The 26,185-nt window shown below is 22.6% G+C and carries 21 protein-coding genes; 6 read left to right on the top strand and 15 right to left on the bottom strand.

The genetic code is table 11. From position 1 onward, the window contains the following. Positions 1-3: 3 nt before the first annotated feature. Positions 4-2,880 carry a valine--tRNA ligase gene (locus D9V64_RS01860; protein WP_158366759.1) on the top strand — a complete coding sequence of 959 codons (2,877 nt, stop codon included), beginning with the start codon at positions 4-6 and terminating at the stop codon, positions 2,878-2,880. A 52-nt stretch (positions 2,881-2,932) separates the two neighbouring features. Beyond that, positions 2,933-3,871, top strand: coding sequence for a rhodanese-related sulfurtransferase (locus D9V64_RS01855; protein WP_158366757.1), 939 nt, complete (start codon positions 2,933-2,935; stop codon positions 3,869-3,871). Positions 3,872-3,912: 41 nt separating this feature from the next. Here D9V64_RS01855 and D9V64_RS01850 read toward each other — a convergent pair whose 3' ends face one another. The 3 genes from D9V64_RS01850 to pyrD all read right to left on the bottom strand — a co-directional run bounded on the left by D9V64_RS01850 (position 3,913) and on the right by pyrD (position 8,892). Next, positions 3,913-5,685, bottom strand: a complete 1,773-nt coding sequence (locus D9V64_RS01850; protein WP_158366755.1) for an ATP-binding cassette domain-containing protein — start codon at positions 5,683-5,685, stop codon at positions 3,913-3,915. 20 nt (positions 5,686-5,705) lie between these two features. Beyond that, positions 5,706-7,799, bottom strand: a complete 2,094-nt coding sequence (gene rlmKL, locus D9V64_RS01845) for a bifunctional 23S rRNA (guanine(2069)-N(7))-methyltransferase RlmK/23S rRNA (guanine(2445)-N(2))-methyltransferase RlmL (RefSeq protein WP_158366753.1) — start codon at positions 7,797-7,799, stop codon at positions 5,706-5,708. A gap of 88 nt (positions 7,800-7,887) precedes the next feature. Continuing rightward, positions 7,888-8,892 (bottom strand): quinone-dependent dihydroorotate dehydrogenase, encoded by a 1,005-nt coding sequence (gene pyrD, locus D9V64_RS01840; RefSeq protein ID WP_158366751.1) that lies wholly within the window; start codon positions 8,890-8,892, stop codon positions 7,888-7,890. Positions 8,893-9,149: 257 nt separating this feature from the next. Here pyrD and pncB point away from each other — a divergent pair, with 257 nt between their 5' ends. From pncB to D9V64_RS01825, 3 genes are all read left to right on the top strand, one after another. Beyond that, complete coding sequence (pncB, locus tag D9V64_RS01835) at positions 9,150-10,352, top strand: nicotinate phosphoribosyltransferase (RefSeq protein ID WP_158366749.1); 1,203 nt, start codon at positions 9,150-9,152, stop codon at positions 10,350-10,352. A 69-nt stretch (positions 10,353-10,421) separates the two neighbouring features. Beyond that, positions 10,422-11,822, top strand: a complete 1,401-nt coding sequence (gene asnS / locus D9V64_RS01830; protein ID WP_158366747.1) for an asparagine--tRNA ligase — start codon at positions 10,422-10,424, stop codon at positions 11,820-11,822. Positions 11,823-11,896: 74 nt separating this feature from the next. Continuing rightward, positions 11,897-13,006 (top strand): porin, encoded by a 1,110-nt coding sequence (locus D9V64_RS01825; protein WP_158366745.1) that lies wholly within the window; start codon positions 11,897-11,899, stop codon positions 13,004-13,006. Positions 13,007-13,179: 173 nt separating this feature from the next. Here the strand turns inward: D9V64_RS01825 and D9V64_RS01820 are convergent, their stop codons facing one another. From D9V64_RS01820 to rluC, 11 genes are all read right to left on the bottom strand, one after another. Then, positions 13,180-13,722, bottom strand: coding sequence for a hypothetical protein (locus D9V64_RS01820; RefSeq protein WP_187308558.1), 543 nt, complete (start codon positions 13,720-13,722; stop codon positions 13,180-13,182). A 28-nt stretch (positions 13,723-13,750) separates the two neighbouring features. Then, positions 13,751-14,095: an HIT domain-containing protein gene (locus D9V64_RS01815; protein ID WP_158366741.1), complete on the bottom strand. Its 345-nt coding sequence runs from the start codon at positions 14,093-14,095 to the stop codon at positions 13,751-13,753. Positions 14,096-14,173: 78 nt separating this feature from the next. Continuing rightward, positions 14,174-15,607 (bottom strand): PTS glucose transporter subunit IIBC, encoded by a 1,434-nt coding sequence (gene ptsG, locus D9V64_RS01810; protein WP_158366739.1) that lies wholly within the window; start codon positions 15,605-15,607, stop codon positions 14,174-14,176. 60 nt (positions 15,608-15,667) lie between these two features. Then, positions 15,668-16,438 (bottom strand): YchF/TatD family DNA exonuclease, encoded by a 771-nt coding sequence (locus D9V64_RS01805; protein WP_158366737.1) that lies wholly within the window; start codon positions 16,436-16,438, stop codon positions 15,668-15,670. A 30-nt stretch (positions 16,439-16,468) separates the two neighbouring features. Then, positions 16,469-17,476 (bottom strand): DNA polymerase III subunit delta' C-terminal domain-containing protein, encoded by a 1,008-nt coding sequence (locus D9V64_RS01800; RefSeq protein ID WP_261979775.1) that lies wholly within the window; start codon positions 17,474-17,476, stop codon positions 16,469-16,471. Next, a complete protein-coding gene (gene tmk, locus D9V64_RS01795) occupies positions 17,452-18,090 on the bottom strand; it encodes a dTMP kinase (protein WP_158366735.1) in 639 nt (212 codons plus the stop codon). Before tmk ends, D9V64_RS01800 begins: the two co-directional genes overlap by 25 nt. 29 nt (positions 18,091-18,119) lie before the next feature. Beyond that, positions 18,120-18,359 carry an acyl carrier protein gene (gene acpP, locus D9V64_RS01790; protein ID WP_158366733.1) on the bottom strand — a complete coding sequence of 80 codons (240 nt, stop codon included), beginning with the start codon at positions 18,357-18,359 and terminating at the stop codon, positions 18,120-18,122. Positions 18,360-18,406: 47 nt separating this feature from the next. Beyond that, complete coding sequence (locus D9V64_RS01785) at positions 18,407-19,138, bottom strand: beta-ketoacyl-ACP reductase (protein ID WP_158366731.1); 732 nt, start codon at positions 19,136-19,138, stop codon at positions 18,407-18,409. Next, entirely contained in the window at positions 19,135-20,073 is a 939-nt protein-coding gene (gene fabD, locus D9V64_RS01780) for an ACP S-malonyltransferase (RefSeq protein WP_158366729.1), read from the bottom strand. The genes D9V64_RS01785 and fabD overlap by 4 nt, the downstream gene beginning before the upstream one ends. A gap of 109 nt (positions 20,074-20,182) precedes the next feature. Further along, positions 20,183-20,347: a 50S ribosomal protein L32 gene (gene rpmF / locus D9V64_RS01775; protein ID WP_158366727.1), complete on the bottom strand. Its 165-nt coding sequence runs from the start codon at positions 20,345-20,347 to the stop codon at positions 20,183-20,185. Positions 20,348-20,415: 68 nt separating this feature from the next. Next, positions 20,416-21,360, bottom strand: coding sequence for a 23S rRNA pseudouridine(955/2504/2580) synthase RluC (gene rluC / locus D9V64_RS01770; RefSeq protein ID WP_158366725.1), 945 nt, complete (start codon positions 21,358-21,360; stop codon positions 20,416-20,418). Between the two features lie 314 nt (positions 21,361-21,674). On the opposite strand from rluC, the gene rne reads away from it, so the two are divergent. Continuing rightward, the gene (gene rne, locus D9V64_RS01765) at positions 21,675-24,416 is read left to right on the top strand and encodes a ribonuclease E (RefSeq protein ID WP_158366723.1); all 2,742 of its coding nucleotides are present in this window, start codon (positions 21,675-21,677) and stop codon (positions 24,414-24,416) included. A gap of 128 nt (positions 24,417-24,544) precedes the next feature. On the opposite strand, the gene D9V64_RS01760 is transcribed toward rne, so the two are convergent. Beyond that, positions 24,545-26,176, bottom strand: coding sequence for a FlgK family flagellar hook-associated protein (locus tag D9V64_RS01760; protein ID WP_158366721.1), 1,632 nt, complete (start codon positions 26,174-26,176; stop codon positions 24,545-24,547). Between the last annotated feature and the right edge of the window lie 9 nt (positions 26,177-26,185).

Here is a 26,185-nt window from a genome sequence, read left to right as displayed (position 1 = left end):
AAAATGGAAAAAACTTATAACCCTAAAGATATTGAAGAACCTTTATACGATTTTTGGGAAAAGAATGGATATTTTAAACCTAATAATAATTCAACTCAACCATCGTTTTGTATTATGATGCCACCTCCTAATATTACTGGTAATTTACATATGGGACATGCATTTCAGCAGACTATTATGGATATTTTAATTCGTTACAATAGAATGCAAGGAAAAAATACATTATGGCAAGTTGGAACAGATCATGCTGGGATAGCAACACAAATTTTAGTTGAACGTGATATATATATTAAAGAAAATAAAACTAAGAAAGATTATCATAGAGATGATTTTATTAACAAAATATGGTTGTGGAAAAATAAATATAATTCTATTCTTAAAAAACAAATACGACGTTTAGGTAATTCAGTCGATTGGAATCGCGAAAAATTTACTTTAGATCCTGATATTTGTTCTTCTGTTAAAGAAGCTTTTATCGTTTTTTATAAAAATAATTTAATATATCAAAAAAAGCGATTAGTACATTGGGATTCAAAATTAGAAACAGTGATTTCAGATTTAGAAGTAGAACATCATTTAATAAAAAGCAAAAAATGCTTTATTCGATATCCAATTGTTTATAACAAAAAAAAAAATGACAATCAAATAAAATATTTGATAGTTTCTACAACTAGACCTGAAACTTTATTAGGAGATACAGCTTTAGCTGTGAATCCAAAAGATAAAAACTATAATCAATTGATTGGACAATTTGTTATGTGTCCTTTAGTTAATAGAATTATACCTATTATCGGGGATAAATATGCAAATATTACAAAAGGAACAGGTTGTGTGAAAATCACTCCTGCACATGATTTTAATGATTATCAAGTAGCTTTGCGTCATAAGTTACCAATGATTAATATTTTTAATTTCAATGGAAAAATTAAAGTGAATTTTGATGTTTATGATTATAAAGGTGTAGTTTCTAATATATATAATTCATTAGTGCCAATTCAATTTCAAAATTTGGATATTATTTCTGCAAGAGCAAAAATTATTAAAGAAATAAAAAAAATAGGACTGTTAGAAAAAATTGAAGAATGTGAAATTCTTACACCACATGGTGATAGAAGTGGAGTAATCATTCAACCTATGTTAACAAATCAATGGTATCTAAAAACATCAAAGTTAGCTAATTTGGCTATTTCTGCAGTTAAAAATAAAAAAATTAATTTTATTCCATCTCAATATGAAACTATGTATTTATCTTGGATGCATAATATTGAAGACTGGTGTATTTCTCGTCAATTGTGGTGGGGACATCGTATTCCAGTATGGTACGATTTAAAAAGAAATATATATGTTGGACATAATGAAAAAGAAGTACGCAAAGAACATAATATATCAAATGATACGATCTTAATTCAAGATGAAGATGTTTTAGATACTTGGTTTTCTTCTGGATTATGGACCTTTTCTACATTAGGTTGGCCTGAAAAAACAAAATTTTTAAAAGTTTTTCATCCTACAGATGTATTAGTTAGTGGTTTTGATATTATCTTTTTTTGGATTGCTAGAATGATAATGTTAACTATGTATCTTGTTAAAGATGACTCTGGATTATCTCAAATACCTTTTAAAAACATTTACATTACAGGTTTAATACGTGATGAAGAAGGTAAGAAAATGTCAAAATCAAAAGGAAATGTAATTGACCCATTGGATATGATAGATGGGATTTCATTAGATAATTTAATTAAAAAAAGAACAAAACATTTATTTCAACCAAAATTATCTGATCAAATTAAAAAGCGAACTATAAATCAGTTTCCAAATGGAATTAATCCGACAGGTACAGATGCATTACGTTTTACTTTTTGTGCTTTAGCTTCTAATACACGAGATATAAAATGGGATATGAGTAGATTAAAAGGGTATAGAAATTTTTGTAATAAACTTTGGAATGCTAGTAGATTTGTTTTAATGAATGTAAAAGATCATCATTATTTTGATTTCCAAAAAAATGAAAAAATGTTATTTGTGAACAAATGGATTTTAACAAAATTTAATAATGTAATAAAATTATATAGAAGTTCATTAGATAATTATCGATTTGATATTTCAGCAAATATTTTATATGATTTTACTTGGAATAACTTTTGTGATTGGTACTTAGAATTTGTAAAATTAATTATAAAATTTGGTTCATCTGAAGATATATATTTTACTAAAAATATTTTAGTTCATATTTTAGAACAACTTTTAAAACTATTACATCCGATTATTCCTTTTATTACTGAAACTATTTGGCAACGTATTAAAGAAATTAAAAATATTAAAGAAAAAACTATTATGCTTCAATCTTTTCCAGAATATGATGATTTTTTATTTAATGAAAAAATTTTATTGGATATGAAATGGATTAAAAAACTAGTAACTTTTTTAAGAAGCATTAGAGTTGAAATGAATATTAGTTCTAAAAAATCATTATCTTTATTTTTAAAAAATGTTTCTTTTGATAAAAAGAAAATTATTCAGGAAAACTTATTTTTATTACAAAAAATAGCTTTTTTAGATAAGATTGAAATCATTTCTAAATATCAGAAAGAATCTGTTTTTTCTATAAAAAAAATAATTGATGAAGTGGAAATTTTAATACCTATAGATAAAATAATAGATAAAAAAACTGAAATAGAAAGATTAAATAAAGAAATAAAAAATATAAAATTAAAAATTTTGTTCATAGAAGAAAAAACTTTAAATAAAAATTTTTTACGTTATGCCCCCGAACATATTATTCAGAAAGAAAAAGAAAAATTAAAAAATTTAAATGAAGTATATTTAAAATTATCTACACAAATAGAAACCTTTAATAATTTTTTTTGTGAAAATCCATAATAATTTTTATTCATATTAATATAATATTTATTTCAAATAGTATAGGTTGATCATGTCAATTTTACATAATCAAATTTCTAAAAAAGAATTAAAAAAAAATATATTTTTAAAGAATGAATCTCGTTTAATCCTTTCATTCTATAAGTATTTTCATATTCTAGAACCTAAAAAATTTAGAGATAAAATTTATAAAAATTTTTCGCAATATAACATTTTAGGTAGGGTTTATGTATCTTATGAAGGAATAAATGCTCAAATTAGCATTCCTACTTGTATGTATATAAAATTCAAAAATTTTTTGTATACATTTAACCCAGCATTAAATAATTTACGTATTAATGTACGATTTAATATTAATAATATAAATGTATTTTGGGTGCTTTCAGTAAAAGTTAAAAAATATATTGTAAATGATGGTATTAAAAATCCTTTATTTAAATTTAAAAATATTGGTACATATATTAATGCTAGTGAAGTAAATTTAATGTTAAATGATGGAAAAACAATATTTATTGATATGAGGAATTCTTATGAATATAAAATAGGACATTTTCCTAATGCTGTAGAAATTCAAAGTAAAACTTTTCGAGAACAATTAAAAAATGTAGTAAAAATAATGCATTATGCTAAAAATAAACATATAGTAATGTATTGTACAGGAGGAATTCGTTGTGAAAAAGCTACATCTTGGATGATTTTTAATGGTTTTAAACATGTATATCACATAGAAGGTGGAATAATTGGATATGTAAATCAAGCAAAAAAAAATAAATTACCTATTTTATTTAAAGGAAGTAATTTTGTATTTGACAACCGTATGAAAGAAAAAATATCAAAAGATGTAATATCTTCTTGTAAACAATGTAATCAACCTTCAGACGATTATGTAAATTGTGCTTTTAATTTATGTCATGTATTATTTATTCAATGTCATAATTGTCAAATTAATTTTAAAAATTGTTGTTCTTTTACTTGTATGAAATATATATAATATTTAGTGATAAATAATATATTCAATTTACAATTAATTATTTAAGTTTTTATTTGTTTTTTTTCTAAATTTTCCCAAGATATTATTTTTTTTTCTAATTTTTTTTCTTCTAAATTTAATTGCGTTAATATAGGTAATTGATTAATAATATTTTGTTTAAAAAATCCAGGTTCATTAATTTTATCTTGCAAAACTTTAATACTTTTTTCTATCTTTTCAATTTGATTTAATGTATTTTTTAGTTCTTTTTTAAGTTTGTTTTGATTTAATAATTTTTCTTTTTTATTTATATTTAAAAGACATACATTTTTTTCAGTTTTATTTTTTTTAATTATTTTATCTATTGAATTGTTATATGGACCTAAATGTTTAGTAATTAATCCATTTCCTTCAAATAACCAAAATTCATTCATTGTATTTTGAATAAAGTTTCTGTCATGACTGACTATTAAAACAGTGCCAGAATATTGAATGATAATTTTTTCTAATAATTGTAAAGTATCTAAATCTAAATCATTTGTAGGTTCATCAAAAATTAATACGTTATTTTTTTTTAAAAATAATTTAGCTAAAAGTAATCTATTGCATTCTCCACCAGATAAAGTTTTTACTAAACGTTTTAATTCATTTGATTTAAATAAAAATTTTTTTAAATATCCTATTAAATGTTGTTCTTTACCATTAATTGATACTTTATCTTTTCCTTCATTTATATTATCTAAAATAGATTTTTGAGAATTTAATATTGATCTATTTTGATCAAAATATGCTATTTTTAAGTTTTTTCCTGAGTAAAAATTTCCTTTTTGAATTTTATATTCTCCTGTGAGTATTTTAACCATAGTACTTTTACCTGATCCATTATTCCCAATAAGTCCTATTTTATCACCGTATTGTATAATTGAAGAAAAATCATTAATGATATTTTTATTATTTATAGAAAATTTTATATTTTTTAATTCAAAAATTATTTTTCCAGAATATTCTTTAATTTCATTGATTTGAATGTTTTTCAAAGATTCTATTTTTTGATAATTTTCGTTTTCTTTTCTTAGTATTTCTAAATTTCTTACTCTTCCTTCATTTCTTGTAGTACGTGCTTTAACACCTTTTTTAATCCAAATTTCTTCTTTTTGTAATTTTTGGTCAAATAATTTTTTGTTAATTTTCTCAATTTGATTATTTTTATATTTTAGTTGAATAAATTTTGTATAATTGCCTGGGAAAGATGTTAGTGTACCTCTATCAAGCTCAATAATTTTTGTACATATATTTTTAATAAATGATATATCATGTGATACAAATACAATACTTCCATTAAATTTTTTTAAAAAGTTTTCTAACCATATAATTGTACTAATATCTAAATGATTAGTTGGTTCATCAAGTATTAATATATCAGGTTTTTTAACTAAAACTGATCCTAAAGCAATTTTTCTTAAAATTCCACCTGATACTTCTGAAAGCAAGCTATTTTTATTCAATTCTAATAATTCGATAATTTTTTTTATTTTTATAATTTCATTGGTATTTGTTTTTTTAAACTTCTGTTTAATAAATTCAAAAATAGAAATATTTAAATTCTTTAAATTTTCTTGTTTTAAATATGAAATTTTAATATTTTTTTTATAAATTACTAAACCTTGGTCTAAATCTTGTTGTTTATTAATTATTTTTAATAAAGTGGATTTACCTGCTCCATTTTTACCAGTTAAACAAATGCGTTCATTGTTATTTATATCAAAAGAAGCGTTTTTTAATATTTCTAAATTACTAAATGATAAATAAGCGTTTTTTACACTAATTAAATTCATAATTTTCTCATTTAAAATTTTTACATATGTTTTATTAACCAAGAATAATATTTTTTATTTATAAAATCTTTTGATTTTACTGAATTAGTAATATTTTTAACATATAATTTCATCTTATTAATTTTATCAAAATTAAGTTTGAAATTATTTGTCGAACTTGAAAATATAATATAACCATTTTTTCGTAAATTTTTTTTTAAACTATTTATTAAACTAAGATAGTCTTTTTTTATTTCAAAAACTTTTTTCATTCTTTTAGAATTTGAAAAAGTAGGTGGATTAAGATATATTAAATCAAACATTTGATCATTTAAAGCAATCCAATCTAAACAGTTTGATTGAATAAAAGAATGCTGTTTTCCTATTAAATTATTAATTGACATATTTTTTATTGACCATTTTATATATGTATTTGACATGTCTATGGTAGTTGTACTATTAGCACCTCCTAGTCCAGCATAAACACTAGCACTACCAGTATATGCAAATAGATTTAAAAAATCTTTACCTTCAGACATTGTATAAATTAATTTTCTTACACCTCGGTGCTCTAAAAATAATCCAGTATCTAAATAATCAATCAAGTTTATTAATAACTTGGCATTATATTCTTTAATGATAAAAAATTTATTACTATTATAAAATTTGTAATATTGTAATTTATTTTTTTGTTTTTTTCTTATTTTTAATACTATATTATTAATTGGAATAGATAATATTTCTTTAGTAGTGTAAATTGCATAACATAATCTTTTATGGGAGATATGTGTATTTATTTTTTTTGATGTTTGATATTCTTGAATTACTAGCCATTTTTTATAAATATCTATAACAATATTATAATTAGGTATGTCCTTATCATATATACGAAAACAATCTATTTTTTCAAAGTCGTCCCATTTTTTTAATTTCTGAATATTTTTTTTTAATCTATTTTCATATTCTTCATTTTTTTGATTTATTTTTTCTGAAAATATTACATAATTTTTCAATAAGCAATCTATTGCTCCATTTTTAAAAAAAAAATCTTCATATGATTGCATTTGTAAAAAATTTAATAAAAATTTTGATGAAGAAAATATTGATAATTTCCAATTTTTAAAATATTTTTTAAATATAAATCCCATTTGAACATATAAAGCTACTAGTCTATTTTCAGTATTGTATCTTTCTCCATATGGTGGGTTACTTAATAACACACCAGTTTCTTTATTTTTATATGGATTATTAAGTTTATTTAAATCACAAGTTAAAAATTTAATAATATCTAATACATTTGCATTTCGTGCATTTTCTTTAGCTTGTTCTATAATTTTATTGTCGCAATCGTAACCTATAAATAAGTTTTTTATAGATTTTTTTAATCCAATTTCAAATTTTTTATTTGCTTCTTTAATAGCTATATCCCATAAAAATTTATTATATCCTTTCCAAGATTGGAAGCCCCATTTTTTTCTCTTCAATCCTGGAGCTCTATCTAAATAAATCATTGCAGCTTCAATCAGTAATGTACCTGATCCACACATTGGATCTATTAAAGGAAAATTTTTTTTCCATGTCGAAGTTAATACAATTGCAGCGCTTAAGTTTTCTTTAATAGGTGTAACATTACAAAATTTACGATATCCTCTTTGATTTAAAGAATTACCGCTTAAATCTAACATAATTTCTATCGTATTACGAACTAATATGGCTTGAATTCGAATATCAGGATTAGTAAGATTAATATTAGGACGCATAAAATTTTTTTTATAAAATTGATCAACAATAGCATCTTTTATAACTAATGCTCCAAATAAACTATTTCTAATAATATTATTTTTTCCACTGAATTTTACTAAGAAAGTTTTATTTAAAAATAAAATTTTATTCCAATCAATTTGGTAAATATTATGATATAAGTCATTACTATTTTTAATAACAAATTTTTTTATACACATAAAAATTCTTGAAGCGATTCTACTCCATATTAAACTTTTATATATTAACAACTCTTCAGCTTCATAATAAACACCTCCTTTAATGACATTTAAATTTTTTGCTCCTAAATAAATTAGTTCACGTTCTAATAATTTTTCACATCCTAAGTTTGTACTAGCATATAAATAGTTCATTTTTAATTTATCTTTAATATTTTGTAAATTATTTTCTAAAAAATATAATGTTAATTTTTTAGGTTAAAATTTTTGAAAATATAATATTTTATAAATTTTTAATTATATTTCTAATGAATTTTGGTCCATGATATATTAACCCAGAGTATATTTGTATTAAATTTGCTCCTGATTCAATTTTTTCTTGAGCTGAATTTAAAGAATTAATTCCTCCTACACCAATTATAGGAATTTGATTATTAAGTTGTTTATATAATATTGAAATTACATTAGTACTTTTTTTTTGTAAAGGTAATCCACTTAAGCCGCCCTCAATTTTATTTTCTTTTAATATTACAGAATGATCTAAAGTAGTATTAGTTGCAATAACTCCATCTATTTTAAATTTAATTAATTGATTAGAAATATAAATTATTTCATTTTTTGATAGATCTGGTGAAATTTTAATTGCTATTGGTACATATTTTAAATATTTACGATACATTTCTTTTTGTTTTTTTTTTATGTTTTTTAATAAGTTTTTAAATAATATTCCATTTTGTAAATTTCTTAAATTTTTTGTATTAGGAGAAGAAATATTAATAGCAATATAATTAGCGTAACAATATACTTTTTCTATACATATTAAATAATCATTTATTGCATTTTCAATAGAAGTATTTTTATTTTTTCCTATATTAACTCCAATTATACCGTTAAAATTTGATTTTTTAATATTATTAATAAGATTTTCTATTCCAAGATTATTAAATCCCATATTATTAATAATCGCTTCTATCGGAGGTATTCGAAACATTCTTGGTTTTGTATTTCCTAGTTGAGGTAATGGAGTAGCTGTACCTAATTCAATAAAACCAAATCCTAATTTATCAAAAAAATTTATATATTCTCCGTTTTTATCCATTCCAGCAGCTAAACCAACTTTATTTGGAAATTCTAATCCCATGCATTTAGTTGGTATTGATGAAATAGGTTTTAAAAATAAATCCATTAATGTTTGAATATGTTTGGAATTAAGATATTTTAGTGTCAATGTATGTGATTTTTCGGGATCTATTAAAAATAAAAGTTTACGAATTAAATAGTAAAACATTATAATTCCTTTTTATTACTGAAGAAAATATATATTTTTTAAATTATTTTTTTGTAATATATTAAAAATAGTAATTGTTTTGTTATAATTTTTATAAAAATTAAAAAAAATAATATTGTGATTAAGTTATAATAAACAAATATTTTGAAAAATTGATAACTTTTTTATTTATGTTATATTTTTATATAAATTTTATATATGAAATTATGTAATAATCGTCATAATATATAAGACAGTAGCATAAAAATAGATATACTATGAAAAAATATAATTATCCGATAATAAAAACATTATTAGATACTGATGCGTATAAACTGCACATGCAGCAAGCTGTATTTTTTTGCTATAAAAATGTAAATGTTGTTGCAGAATTTATCTGTAGAGGTCCTAATATTTTAGGAACATATGTACATATTTTATTAGATCAGATTAATATGATGGAATCTTTATCTCTTAGTAATGAAGAATATTTATATATGAATTCTTTTCCATTTTTTAAAAAAGAATACTTGCATTGGTTAAAAAATTTTCGTTATAACATTACGCAAGTACAAGTAAATAACTGCTATGGTGAATTAAATATTAGAATTACAGGACTATGGAAAGAAGTCATTTTATGGGAAGTACCCATTTTATCCTTAATTAGTGAAATTTTTCATAAAAGTAATTATCCCAATATTACTCCAAACATTGCAGTAGATTATTTAAATTTAAAGTTAAAAAGGTTTTTTAAGGATACTAAACATCTCGATCTTTCTCGTTTAAAAATTGTTGATTTTGGAACAAGACGTAGATTCTCATATGATGTACAATATTCTATTATTAAAAGATTAAAAGAAAAGTTTCCCTTTTTAGTTGGATCAAGTAATTATCATATTTCTCGTATTTTAAAACTATCTCCAGTAGGAACTCAAGCACATGAATGGTTTCAAGCACATCAACAAATTAGTTCTAATATAAAATATAGTCAATCTTTAGCATTAAAAATATGGTTATGTCAATATAAAAAACATTTAAGTATTGCTTTGACAGATTGTATTACTATGGATTCATTTTTACGTGATTTTGATCTATCTTTATCTAAATCATACCAAGGTATTAGGCACGATTCAGGTGATCCAATACAATGGGGTGAAAAAGCTTTAAAACATTATATAAATTTAGGTATTGATCCTTCTACTAAAACATTGTTATTTTCAGATAATTTAAACTTTTCAAAAATTATAACTTTATATGAAAAATTTAATAATAGAATTAATGTTATATTTGGTATTGGAACAAAATTAACTTGTGATATTCCGAATGTAAAACCGTTAAATATCGTGATTAAATTAGTTAAATGTAATGGAAAACCAGTAGCAAAAATCTCTGATAGTCCTGGAAAAATGTTTTGTATAGATCCAAAATTTATGTACTCTTTATTTCAAGCATTTAATTTACCTTTTAAAAATATGGAATAATATTTAAAATTTTAATTAAAATTATTTCTATAAATATTGTTAAAGAAATAAGATATAAGAGAAAAAATTATGCATGTAGTATCAATATCAAAAATATATCAAAACGATGTTATGTTAAATACTACTATTACTGTATATGGATGGATCAGAAGTCGTAGAAGTTCAAAATCTGGATTTTCTTTTATTACAGTATATGATGGTTCATGTTTTGATTCTATACAAATTATTGCCAATAATACTTTATGTAACTATGATAAAGAAATACTTCATTTAACTATTGGTTGCTCTGTATCAATTAGTGGTAATCTTGTTTTGTCTTTAGGTGAAAAACAAAAATATGAGATAAAAGCAACACAAGTTCGAGTATTAGGATGGGTAGAAAATCCGAATACTTATCCTATTTCTGCAAAAAAACATAGTCTAGAATATTTACGAGAAGTAGCACATTTACGTAGTAGAACAAATTTAATTGGAGTTATATCAAGAATACGAAATTATACATTTCAATTATTGCATAAATTTTTATATAAAAAAGGTTACTGTTGGATTCCTACACCCATTATTACTAGTCTTAATACTGAAGGTGCTGGTGCTATGTTTAATGTTTCGACATTAGATATGAAAAATATTCCAAAGAAAAAGAATGGTTCCGTTAATTTTAAAAAGGATTTTTTTGGAAAAGAATCTTTTTTAACTGTTTCGGGACAGCTTAATTTAGAAACATATGCTTGTTCTTTATCAAAAGTATATACTTTTGGACCAACCTTTCGGGCTGAAAATTCTAATACTGTTCGTCATTTAGCAGAATTTTGGATGTTAGAAGTTGAGTCTTCTTTTACAAATTTAGATCAGATATCTAAATTTTCAGAAAAAATGTTAAAATATATTTGTAAATATGTTTTAAAAGATTGCACAACAGATATCAACTTTCTTAAAAATTATATTGATAGTGATATAATAAATCGGCTCAAAAATATTTTATTATTCGATTTTATACGTATAAAATATGTTGATGCTATAAATATTTTAATAAATTCTGAAAATAAATTCGAAAAAACTGTTTTTTTAGGAATTGATTTAAATACTGAACATGAACGTTTTCTTGTTGAAAAATATTTTAAAAAACCTGTAATAATAACTGATTATCCTAAAGAATTAAAGCCATTTTATATGCGATTAAATAATGATAAAAAAACTGTTGCAGCAATAGATCTTTTAGTTCCAGGAATAGGCGAACTAATAGGCGGTTCTCAACGGGAAGAACGTATTTCAATATTAGATTCACGTTTGTCTGAATTTGGTTTAAAAAAAGAAGATTATTGGTGGTATCGTGATCTTCGACGTTATGGAACTGTTGAGCATTCAGGATTTGGAATGGGTTTCGAAAGGTTAATTTCTTATATTACAGGAGTTTCTAATGTAAGAGATATTATTCCATTTCCTCGTACTGTTAAAAGTTCTCATTTCTAAATAAACTTTTACATCAAATTATTTATAATTATTTAATTTATATTAAATTTACTAATAAGGTAATTTAAAAAATTATGAACAAAAAAAAATCTTTATCAATTTTAATACCAATATTGTTTGCAACTACAAGTACAGTTACAGCTGCAGAAATTTTCAACAAAAATGGGAATAAATTAGAATTATATGGAAGTATTAATCCTAATCATGAATTTTCTAATGGATTTTTATCTACAAAAATAACTTCGAAAGATGATAATACAAATGCTATTTTAGGATTATCAGGAAAAATTAATATTACTAATAAACTTTCTAGTTATGCAAAAATTGAATATAAAACTGATTTTTTTATGCCTGAGGAATTAAGAAACCAACAGCAACCTAGTACTATACGTTTAGGATATGCTGGTTTAAAATATGGTAATTTAGGATCTCTAGATTATGGTAGAAATTATGGTGTTATCCATGATGTGGAATCTTTAACTAATCATACTCCATATATTACGAATAATAGCGTGTTTGCATATAATGATAACTATATGGTAAGTAGAAACAATAGTCTATTAACTTATAGGAATGATAATATTTTTGGTTTAGTTAATGGAATGAGTTTTGCATTGCAATATCAAAATGAAACTAAAAATAGAAGCCTAAATCAAAAAAACAATGTAGGTTGGGGTGCATCGTTAAAATATGAGAGCAAATCAGGATTAACTGCGATTGGTTCTTGTTTTACATCTGAAAGACCTATCCAATCAACATCAGATAAAATGTTAAAAAATGAATCTGTAAGTTCGTACGGATTAGGTTTTAAATATGATGCTAATAATGTATATATTGCTGCTTTTTATGGTGCGGCAAGAAATTTAACACCGCATGATATTCATAGTAATAGTTATATAAATGAAACACAAAACATTGAAGCAATAGCAGAATATAGTTTTAAATCTGGATTTTGCCCTTCTTTGAGCTATTTAGATTCTAAAGGTTATAATATTAGAGGTGCTGATAAAAGTGAATTAGGCTTGGCAAAGCAAATTAATATTTCTACTCGTTATGAATTTAATAAAAATATTTCAACATATATGAATTATAAAATCAACTTATTAAAAGAAAATGATTTTATTAAAACTAATAAAATTTCTACAGACAATATTATCGGTGCTGGTTTAGTTTATAAATTTTAACTTTTATACTAAATTATTTTTTAAAAATCTTAATAATAAAAATTAAGAACTAGAACTTTCTACTGATTTATAATTAATAAAATATACTTTTTATTGAAACATTAAAAATATATATTTTATAATATAAATTTTAGTAGAAAGATCTACTATATTAAATATATTTAACATTTATTTTATAAAATAAAAAATTTTTTTATTTTATGAAATATAATTTCTCCTGTTTTTACAAATATTAATTTAACTTCTAATATTAGTAATTTATTATTTTTAATAATTTTGCTATCAAGATAGTATGTTGCATTATTTTTACGAGCTATTAAAATAGCAGTACTTGTATTCAAAAATTTATTATTTTCAGATAATCCTAGTTCTTTTTTTGTTTTTTTAATTTGATTACTATTAATAATAGTAATTTTATTTATTTTTTTAATTTTTTCTCTTATAGAATTGGTTAATTTTTTGTTTTCTAAAAAAATATTACTTTCATTTTTTAATATATTAATATATAGCAATATTTTTTTAGAAAAAAATATATTCTGATCATGAGACATTTCTAAAATAATATTTTCTATCGCATTATCAAAATTTAAAAAAATAAGATTTTTGTTTTTTTCAGAATTATTATTTTTTTTTAAATAACTTTTGTTTTGTTTTAAAAATGAACAACTATTAATATATAACAAAATAATCAAGAAAAATATTATATTTTTATTCAAATTATTACCTTTTAAAAAAATATATTTATTAATATAATGCTTTTAATTTAGCACCACCTAATAGGTGCATATGTAAATGATCTATTTTTTGTCCTCCATGTTTATTACAATTAACAATTATTTTATACCCATCCTGACTAATTTTTTTTTCTTTAGCAATTTGTACAGCAATAAAAAACATATGGGCGATAATACTTTTATTTTTTATATTGATATCATTTGCAGTTTTAATTATATTGTTTGGTATAATTAATATGTGTACTGGTGCTTTTGGATATATATCATCAAAAGCAGTTACTATTTTATCCTGATATAAAATATTTGCTTGAATTTCTTTCTTTATAATTTTTTGAAATATTGAATGTTTATTCATAATAAAGTTCTTGTATTTATATTTTTATATATAATGTGAATTATTGGGCGAGTTAATTTTTACTCACCCCCTTTTAATTTATGTTTTATTTATACATTCATCCATTGCTGTTTTTATGTTTTCAGACCTAGTACCAAATACAGCTTGTATTCCTGATCCCGATATTACTACTCCTGCTGCTCCAAGATTTTTTAAATCAATTTTATTTACTTTTGATACTTCTAATACTGTAATACGTAATCTAGTAATACAAGCATCTAAATTTTTGATATTTTCTTTTCCACCTAAAGCTTCAATTATATAAGGTGCTATTTCAATATTGTTTTTTATTATAGCTTTATTTTTATTATTTTCTCTACCTGGAGTTTTTAAATCAAATGTAATTATTAAAAAATAAAATATAATATAGTATAATAAACCGTATAAAATACCTACAATAGGAAAAAGAAATAATTGATTACTATGACCGCTTAATACTATAAAATCGATAAATCCATGTGAAAAACTTGTCCCAGCGCGCATATTTAAAAAAATACATAATGGAAAAGATAAACCTGCTAATAAAGCATGTACGACATATAGTATCGGAGCAACCAATATAAATGAAAATTCAATTGGTTCGGTGATGCCAGTTAAAAACGCTGTCAAAGCCGCAGAAACCATAATACTACCTATTTTATTTCTGTTTTCTTTTTTTGCTGTATGCCAAATTGCTAAAGCAGCTCCTGGAAGTCCATACATTTTAAAAATAAATCCACCTGATAAATTTCCAGCAGTAACATCTCCTGCCATATATCTTGCGATATCCCCATGAAATACTTGTCCAATAGAATTAGTATATTCTCCTATTTGCATTTGAAATGGAACATTCCATATATGATGTAAACCAAATGGTACTAATGCTCTTTCTACTAAACCATATAAAGAAAAAGCAAAAATGGGATTTTGATAAGCAGCCCATTGTGAAAATATTTGAATTTTTTTTGCAATCGATGGCCAAATAAAAGCTAATGTTAATCCTATAAATATTGCTGATAAACCTGAAATGATAGGAACAAATCTTTTGCCTGCAAAAAATCCTAAATATTCAGGTAATTGTATTTTATAAAATTTATTAAACATATAAGCAGATACCGCACCTGCTATAATACCTCCTAATATTCCTATATCATATAAACTTTTATTTTTTATTGTGTTTATATTTATATGCAATATGTTTGGTTCAATTACAGATAGTGTTTTAATTAAAATACTATATGCTACAACAGCAGCTAATGCTGCTACACCGTCATTATTAGTAAAACCTAAAGCAACCCCAATCGCAAAAATTAATGGCATATTTGAAAAAACAGACCCTCCAGTTTGAGCCATAATTTCGGACATAGTATCTGGTATTAAACTAAAATGAGCGGATCCTACACCAAGTAATATTCCTGCAATCGGTAATACAGATACAGGTAACATAAGTGATTTTCCAATTTTTTGAAGGCTTGCAAATACATTTTTAAACATATTGAAAAACTCCTAGGTATATATAAAATATAAAATTAATTTAAATAATATATTTTATTTTTAAAATTTAAATAATGTATAAAAATTATTTTTTATAATTTCAGCAAATTCTTCTAAATATATTTTCTTGATCAAACAAATATACTTTGCAATATCAAGTAAATATGCTGGTTGGTTTTCTTTTCCTCTATGCGGAATTGGTGCTAAATATGGAGAATCTGTTTCTATTAGTAAATTTTCTAATGGTATTTTTTTTAATGTATTTCTTAATTCAATTGAATTTTTAAAAGTTATTATTCCAGAAAAAGAAATATAAAAACCAAGATCTAATAATTTAAATGCTGATTTATCATTTTCAGTAAATGAATGTAAAATACCTCCACATTTTTCTGCATGTTCTTCTTTTAATATTTTTATTGTATCGTTTATAGCGTTTCTTGTATGTACTATAATAGGTTTATTTAATTGTATTGCGATGCGTATGTGTTCTCGAAAAAAATATTGTTGTATCTTCTTATTTTCAGGTGAATAATAATAATCTAATCCTGTTTCTCCTAGTGCAATGACACGTTGATTCATTGATAATAATTTAAGTTGATTTAAATTTTTTTCTTTTTGACAATGTAAGGGATGAACACCACAGGAATAAAAAATAAAATTATATTTATCAAATATTTTTTGTATATTATAAAAGTTATTAATAGAAGTGGATACTGTTAAAAATTTTTTCACATAATTTTCATGTGATTTTTTAATCATATCTTCTATATTTTTATGTAATGAATTGTAATTTAATTGGTCAAGATGACAGTGAGAATCAATTAAAAACATAACTTTATCTCTATTAGTATAAAATTAAGATTAAAAAATAAAACCTAAAGTTTTTTCCCATTTAAGCAATTGTTCTAATAATAATAATTCGTTGTTAACACTCGGTGTGTTAAATAATCTATATCGACATTTATTCCAAATTTTAATACTTTTATTTAAAGTAAAATAATTATAATTATTAGAAAAAAATTTAATTAATTCTAATTGATCAAAATTAGTTAATTGTTTTGTTTGATTAAAATAGGTTTTTATAGAATCAAATAATAATAGACAAATCCAATCTATTTTTACTAAAGTATTATTAATAGATAAGATTGGTAATATTTTTAGTAGGTTTTTACTTTTTATGGATTTTAAAAAATATATAAATAAATTTTTTCTTTCTTCCCAAAGCCCATTAGTAATAAATTTTTTAGCAGATATTGGTGACCCCTGGTTAGTACGTAATGATATTAAATTAGATATTTTATTTGACAATTTTTGATCATGTAACCAATTTAAACCATGTTTTTCTTGTGGAGGAAATAATTTATATATTAAACAACGACTATATATTGTATAATTTATTGTTACGTTATTATTATAATCTATTAAAAAAAACCAAGTATTTCCTGGTGGTTCTTCTAATGTTTTTAAAAATGCATTTATTGCAGATTCTGTTAATTTATGAATATTTGGTAAAAATATTATTTTGTTTTTTCCTTGTTGTGGATATTTAAATATTTTTTCATTAATTTCTCTAATGTGATCGACAGTGATTATTTCATTTTTATTTTTTGTATATTGGTGCCAATCTGGATGATTTCCTGATGACATTAATTTACAACTATGACATTTATTACAAAATTTCATTCCATCTGTTTCATTACATAGTAACCATTTACTTATATACCAAATTAATTTAAATACTTTTAATCCTCTTGTAGTTTTAATTAGTAATGCATGATGTGGTTTTTTTATTTGATGTTGCTTAATAATTATTTTGTATGGATTTACTAACCAAGGATAATATTTCATATGAATTGTTTTTGAAGCCATTTTGAGAATTGTTTTTTAATATTTTTACTAACTTTTTCAATGTTTAAATTGGCATCTATTTTAATGGTCTTCGTGTCTGATTTTATATTATTTAAATAACCTTTCCGGGTTTTTTGAAAAAATGTTAAAGATCTTTTTTCGATTCTATCTAACGACGAACTACGTTTTAATGCTCGTTGTAAACCAATTTCAGGTATAACATCTAAATATAAAGTTAAATCTGGAATAAAATTTTCTAAAAATAAATATTTTAATTGATTAATAATATTTTTGTTAATACCTAAACCCTCACCTTGATAAGCTAAAGAAGATAAATCGTGACGATCTGAAATTACCCAATATCCTTTTTTCAATGCTGGTTTGATAATTGTTTTAACAAGTTGTATTCTTGCAGCATACATCAAAAGTAGTTCTGTTTCTTTTATAATTTTTTCGGTATGGTACATTTTAATTAATTTTCTTATTTTTTCTGCAACAGGTGTACTTCCTGGTTGTCGAACTAATATAACATTTTTAATGTTATTTTTTTTTAAAATTTCTTTTATATAAGTACACGCATGCGTTTTCCCTGCTCCTTCTAATCCTTCAACTACAATAAATTTATTTTTTATCATTATTTTTAAATTTCTAATTTAAACTAATTTTAATCTTTTAGTTTAGTACTAATAAAATCAATGGCATTTTTTACTGTTTTTATTTTTTCTGCCTCTTCGTCAGATATTTCTATATTAAAATCTTCTTCTAGAGTCATAATTAATTCGACAATATCTAAAGAATCAGCTCCAAGATCTTCTAAAAATGAAGATTGAATATCAATATTTTCTATTTTTATATCTAATTTTTTTGAAATAATTTGTTTTACTTTTTTTTCGATGTTGTTCATATTATATTACTCACTTTAAAGTGTTTATTATAAATTAATATATTTTTTTACATATACATGCCACCATTGACATGTAGTGTTTGTCCGGTAATATAGGATGCATTCGTAGAAGATAAAAATATTACTGCATTTGCAATTTCTTCTACTGTTCCTAATCTTTTCATTGGAATATAAGATAAATATTTTTTGTACTGTATTTTATTTAAATCTTTAATAAAGTCTGTTTTAATAAGTCCTGGTGCAATTATATTAACAGTTATTCCTTTAGAAGCAACTTCTAATGCTAATGACTTATGAAATCCAATAAGACCTGATTTTGAAGCACTATAATTAGCTTGACCTTTATTTCCTATATAAGCGATTATAGAACCAATTGTTATAATACGTCCTGTTTTCTTTTTAATCATAGAAGGAATAACAGCTTTGGAAATATAAAATATAGATATTAAATTAATTTTTATTATATCTTCCCATTCTTTATTATTCATCTGAACTAATAATTTATCTGCTTTAACTGCAGCATTATTAATTAATATATCGATAGAACATTTATTTTTGTAAATTTCTTTTATTTTTTCTGTAATAGATTCAGTATCTTTTAAATCTAAAATAAAACCGAATCCATTATTTTTTAAATATTCATTTATTGTTTTTACTCCATTCTTACTAGTAGATGTTCCTATGACTTTAATTCCTTTTTTTAATAACTTTATGGCTATTGCTTTGCCAATTCCTTTATTTGCACCGGTTACTAAAGCTGTTCGTTGTTTAATTTTCATGATTTTAAATTAATTTTTTTAAAAGCTTCTAAAAAATATTTTTTATTACTTGTATTTAAAGAAACTAGATTAATATTTTTTTTATTTAAATTTGTTAAAATTTTATTTGGTCCTATTTCTAGCATAATAAAAATATTTTTTTCTTGTATAAAATCTATTATTTCTTTCCATCTTACCGTTTTATATATTTGTTTTATTAAAGCATTTTTAATTTTATTACTATTTTTTTCACATTTTACATCTACATTATTTATAACTGGTATTTTAGGTTGTTTAATTTTAATATTTTTTAATATAGATTCAATTTTTTTAGCAACTGGTTGCATCAAATAACTATGTATTGGTATATTAAGATTGATATCAAATATAAACTTAGCTCCATTTTTTTTACAATCTAAACTAGCTTGATAGACATCTAATTGAGAGCCTGAAATAATTATTTGATTATCAGAATTAATGCTTGCAACAGAAACTGTTTTTGATGTATATTTTTGACAAATTTTTCTTACAATATTTTGATCTAAACCAATTATTGCTTTTACTAAACATGATTGATTTAAAGCAATTTTTTGCATATGTTTACCACGCATATGCACTATTTTTAATGCATCACTAAATTCTAATGAATTAGAACAAACTAACGCAGAATATTCTCCTAGGCTGTGTCCAGACATTAAAGATGGATTTTTTCCATTGCATTGTTTCCAAAATCTATAAATTGCAATTGATGAAGTTAATATTATTGGTTGTGTATATTGACTATTATTAAGTATTTTTAAAGGGCCTTCTTTTATTAATTTTAATAAATTATATCCTATATATTCTGAAGCTTCCTTAAAAGTATTTTGAAAAAGTTTTTCTTTTTTTAAGTAAGAAGACAACATATTTATATATTGAACACCCTGACCTGGAAATAACATAGCAAATAAACACATTAAAACAACCTTTTTATTAAACAAAAAATTTATTGAAATAAATAATATTGTATTTCGAAAATAATTTTTTATAAAACGGTACTTTTAAAAAATACCGCTTCTATTTGTTTTAAAGAACTTTTTTACCTTTATAAAATCCCTTTTGAGTCATATGATGTCTAATATGTGTTTCTCCAGAAACTTTATCTATGGATAATGTTATATTTTTTAGCGAATCATGTGAACGTCTCATACCTCTTTTAGAGCGAGTTGGTTTATTTTTTTGTACAGCCATTTAATTTCCCTCTCTATATAATATTTATATAAAAATAAATCATTTTATTTTAATGTTTTTAAAACATATCATACAAGAGTTTGTAAAAAATTTCTAATATTCATATCTAGTGGTGCTTTTATATTTAATATATTACCATTACTAGGATGTATAAAATTAATAGAAATAGCATGTAATAAGAGTCTATTACAACTTTCTTTGTTTTTTATTAGTTTATCTAAATCTAAATTTCCATAACGTTTATCAAATAATATTGGACAACCAACATGTGATGTATGTGCTCGTATTTGATGCGTTCTACCTGTTTTTGGGAAAACAGAAATTAATGTTGTAAAAGAATATTGTTTTTTTATCTGAAAATAAGTTTCTGAAATTTTTCCATTATCGTTAATGATAACTTTTTTTTGTTTGTTATTTGAAGTAATTTTTAATAAAGGTTGTGATATTTTTTTTAAATTATGTGGCCATAAACCATGTACTAATGCTATGTATTCTTTTTTTATTTTATTTTCTCTGATTTGTTGATGCATTTTTACAAGCGATGTTCTTTTTTTTGCTAAAATTAATATACCTGATGTATCTCGATCAATACGATGTACAAGTTCAAGAAATTTTTCTAACGGCCGAACGTTTCGAAAATATTCTATAACTCCAAAATTAAGACCACTTCCGCCATGTACTGCAATACCAGAGGGTTTGTTTATTATTAGCAAATGATCATCTTCATAAAGAATGTTATTTAATAAATTTTTTTCATAATTTTTAACATTGAAATATTTTTTTTCTTGAATTAATACTTTAATTGATGGAACTTTTAGATAATCTCCAATTTTTAATTTATAGTTTGGTTTAATTCTTTTTTTATTAATTCGAACTTTTCCTGTTCTAATAATACGATAAATCATACTTTTAGGTGTATTTTTAAATTTTTTTTTCAAAAAATTATCAATTCGTTGATTTATCATATCTTCATTAATATATATAATAGATGCAGACAATGTTTTATATGTCATTAAAAAAATCTCTATAATTAAGTAATTTTTTTAATTTTTATTAATTATAATATAATTAAATATATAAATATATTAGTATCAATAATTAAATTATTTAAAATTTTAAATTATTAGTATAAATAATATTTTGTAATTATTTAAAAAATTTTATTTATTAATTTTTAAGTTATTTTTATGCTATTTTAAAACAACTTATTTTTATATATATTTTAAATAAAAATCATAGTTAGATAATAAAATATTATTTTTTTAAAAGTACATATTTCCTGTTGATGTATTTACTTATTTATAAAAATAAGAGAGAAAATGTTATAATGAAAAGAATGTTAATCAACGCAACTCAGCAGGAAGAGTTGCGTGTAGCTCTTGTTGATGGTCAGCGTTTATATGATCTTGATATAGAAAATTCTGGATCAGAGCAAAAAAAATCGAATATATATAAAGGGAAAATAACTCGAATAGAACCTAGTTTGGAAGCTGCTTTCGTAAATTATGGAATAGAAAAACATGGTTTTTTACCTTTAAAAGAAATTGCAAAAAAATATTTTCCAAAAAAATACAATGTTAATATACCTTTAAATATTAAAAATATTTTGCAAGAAGGACAGGAACTTATAGTTCAAATTAATAAAGAAGAGCGAGGAAATAAAGGAGCAGCTTTAACAACTTTTATTACATTAGCAGGGAGTTATTTAGTTTTAATGCCTAACAATCCTAATATTACTGGTATATCAAGAAGAGTTGAAGGAAATGATCGGACTGAACTAAAAGATTTATTAGTATCTTTAAAATTGCCTAAAGACATGGGTATAATTATTCGAACAGCTGGAGTTGGAAAATCTATAAAATCATTGCAATGGGATTTATCTCTTAGATTAAAACATTGGGATGCTATTAAAAAAGCCTCAGAAAGTAAATCTGCACCTTTCTTAATTCATCAAGAGACCAATGTCATTTTTCGTGCATTTAGAGATTATTTACGTCAAGATATTGGTGAAATTTTAATTGATAATCCTAAAATACTAAACACAGCTCGAGAACATATTTCTGCTTTAGGTCGTCCAGATTTTATTAATAAAATCAAACTCTATACTGGAGAAACTCCTTTATTTAGTTATTATCAAATTGAATCTCAAATAAATTCTGCTTTTCAAAGAAAAGTGCGACTTCCCTCTGGTGGGTCGATTATAGTTGATACTACAGAAGCTTTAACCGCCATTGATATTAATTCAGCCCGTTCAACACGCGGTGTTGATATTGAAGAAACTGCATTTAATACTAATTTAGAAGCAGTTGAAGAAATTTCTAGACAGTTGAGATTAAGAGATTTAGGTGGATTAATAGTCATTGATTTCATAGACATGACATCTATAATCAATCAAAAAACTGTGGAAAACAAGCTTCGAGAAATTGTACGTGAAGATAGAGCTCGTATTCAAATTGGAAATATTTCTAGATTCGGTTTATTAGAAATGTCAAGACAAAGATTAAGTTCATCTTTAGGTGAATCTAGTCATCATATATGTCCTAGATGTACAGGAACAGGTACTATTAGAGATAACGAGTCATTATCCCTATCAATATTGCGTTTAATTGAAGAGGAGGCATTAAAAGAAAATACATATGAAGTACATGCTATTGTTCCTATAGAAATTGCTTGTTATTTATTAAACGAAAAAAGAAATGCAGTACACGCAATTGAAAAAAGACAAGCAGGTGGAAAGACAATTATTGTACCTAATAAAAATATGAAAACTCCTCATTATCTCGTTTCTAGAATTAGAAAAGGAGAGCAGATACCATCGATGAGTTATTATCTTTCTAATATTAAAAATAATAAAAATTTAAAAAATATTAAACAGGAAGTGATAGAACAAAAAATAAAATCTAAACCATTTTTAAAAAAAAGCACATTATTTGATTATTCTATTAATCCAGACAATGTTGTTTCAAAAACAGTTTGTAAAAAAAATTTTCCAAATAACTTTTTTATTAACTTTATCTCTTGGATAAAAAAATCTTTATTTATAAAAAATATTTTCATTAAAAGCGGAATACTAAAAAAAAATATTTTTCAGTATAAAAATAATATTTTTTTTAAAAAAGAAAATAATTTTTCAATTCGAAATACTAATAATGTTAAAATTATATCTAAAAATAACATAATTAAAAATCAAAATTGTTTTAATAATAAATCTAAATTATTTGTTAAAAAAAAATATAATTTATTTTATTATAATAAATACTTTAAAAAAATTAATATTATTAATTATATCGAACAATTTGATTTTTTTAAAAAAAACACAAACTATATTAAAAATAATAACTTTTTTAAAAAAAAATTATTGTTTGAAGACATTGTTTCTCAAAAAAATAACAATTCTAAATATTTAAATGAATATAATTATTTAATTAAAAACAATTCTTTTATTATTTGGCAAATTTATAAAAAATCTAATTATAAAAATTTAATGCTTTTAAGAAATCAGTTATTTAATCTATATTCTACTCAGTTTTCAAAATCTATTAATATTGATGTTATTCATTCACTAGAGTTTCTATTAACAAAAATTTATACTAAAAACTCATTTAAAAAAGTAAATACCACAAATAACAATCATAGTTTAGTTATTAAAAAAAAAATAAATATTTCATCTATTTTAAAAAAAAATACGATTATTAAAAAACGTATATTATTAAAAAAAATTAACAATTTTAAAGAAAATAAAAAATATTATTTTTATAAAATTAAAAAAAATTTTAAAAAACAAAATTTAATTCAAGAAAGAAATAACTTAAATCTATCTTTTAAAAAAAACAATATATTAATATCAAATGAAAAAAAATTTTTAAATAATCAGTTTTTAAATAAAGAAAATATAAAAAATCAAGCTTTTGCACCTATTACTAAAATTATTGATGATACATTATTTAGTAAAAATAAAAAAATAATTAAATCTTCTATTTTACAAAGAAAATTAAATAAAAAAAAGAATTCCGCTGGAGCACATTCTGCAACTAATTTTTCTAATTCACCTGTTACTAAAACTGAATAAGATTGTTTTTTATCAGTTAATTTTATGTTAAATATTTTAAAATACATTAATTATTTATAAAAAATAAATATGAAAAATAAAAACTTACTTTTTAAAGTAAGTTTTTATTTTTAGAGCGTATTCAAATATTAACTATAACATTCAATAATATCGTTAAAAATGCTTTCTGCCATTTTTAATACTTTAACATTAGCAATGTAACATTTTTGTTCATAACTAAGCTTGTTATAATCTTCATTTATATCATCAGATATTGATAATTTTTTATCTTTTAATATTCTAAGCATCTGACGTTTAAAAGGAACTTTTTCTTCAAGATCATTACATTTATAAGATATAGATTTTAAAAATTTTAGATAGGATTCGCCTAAAGTTTCTTTTTTATCAACTAATTTATCTTTATTTAAATTATAGATTTTAATTGCATTATTTTTGTTTTGCTGACTAATATCATCTGTTGAAGAAAATGCAAATGAAGTGTTTTTTACAACTAATAGTTCTAGTTCATCTAATATTTTATTATATGGTTTAATCATATACATATTACCTTCGTTATTATTTCCCTCAATCTTTAATTCCATTCCATCAAAAGTAAGATATGTATTATTGCTATTTTGATATATTTCTGGCTCGAATGTTGTTTGATCATTTAACCTTTTAACTATCCACCGATTATTTTCCATAGATACTACATAATTTGTGTCTTTTGCATTTGCAGTAGACATCCATTTAATACTAGTAAAAGGATATGATTTGTTATTTGAACTAGATATGATTTCTGGTGTACTAATATTAAATACTTGTTCCCCAAGATTGCCAACTATATCATATCCCAATGTATGTTGTTCATTAATGCTATCAGCAAAATTTACAGTGAGTTGTCCAAGTTTATTTCTAGCGTTTTGTAAATCTTCTCTTCGAAATGTAAAAAGAGCGCCTAAAGATCCACTCCGAATTATATGTTCTATTTTTTTTAATTTCTTTTCGTTATCATCCCAACAACCTACACTAATATATTTATCATCAGTATTAGATGTTAATACAATTAAATTTGTTTTTTTATTATCATTAATAATACACATTCCATTATTTAAACGAACTTCAACACTATTATTATTTTTAATTACTGTGACACCAATTATATCATTTAATTCATTAACTAATTGATCTCTTTCATCAATATATTTATATATACCATTAGGTACTTGTTTTACTGGAAAATAACGAATATCGGCATTAAGATCGTAAATCTTATTAATTAAAATATTTGCTTTCTTTATTTTTTCTGATATATTACTCTTAATATCATATTCTAAAACAGTTAGTTTATTATTAAAATCTTTCAACTCAAATATAACATTTTTTAAATTTCTTTCAATTTCTTCATTGAATACATTTTGATTTTTATTAACAATATTTTCTTCTATAGAAGAGAACAATTTATTTATTAAATTATTAAAAAGATTCATTTTATTAACAAATAAACTTTCTAATTTTAAATATTGTTCAATTTTTGTTTCTTCATTTTCTATACGTTCACTGGTTTTTCGTTTTTCTTCTTCAATAAAATCATTATAATTATCGTATACTTTTTGTATTTTTACTCCTGCATTTGCATTGTCATCATTTGTATTGTTTTCTATTGCAATACGTTCTGATACATTTCTATGTTTTGGATTTAAAATTTTTTCCGATGTATTATCTATTAATATTTTTATAGCATCAAGGCTAGAAATAGTAGAAGTTAATATGGAACTCATATGGCTCCC

Source organism: Buchnera aphidicola (Aphis nerii) (genome assembly GCF_005083105.1).
In the GTDB taxonomy this organism is placed as follows: Bacteria; Pseudomonadota; Gammaproteobacteria; order Enterobacterales; family Enterobacteriaceae; genus Buchnera; species Buchnera aphidicola_AS.
The sequence above is the reverse complement of the archived record's forward strand: the minus strand, read 5'-3'. Positions and strand labels throughout refer to the sequence as shown.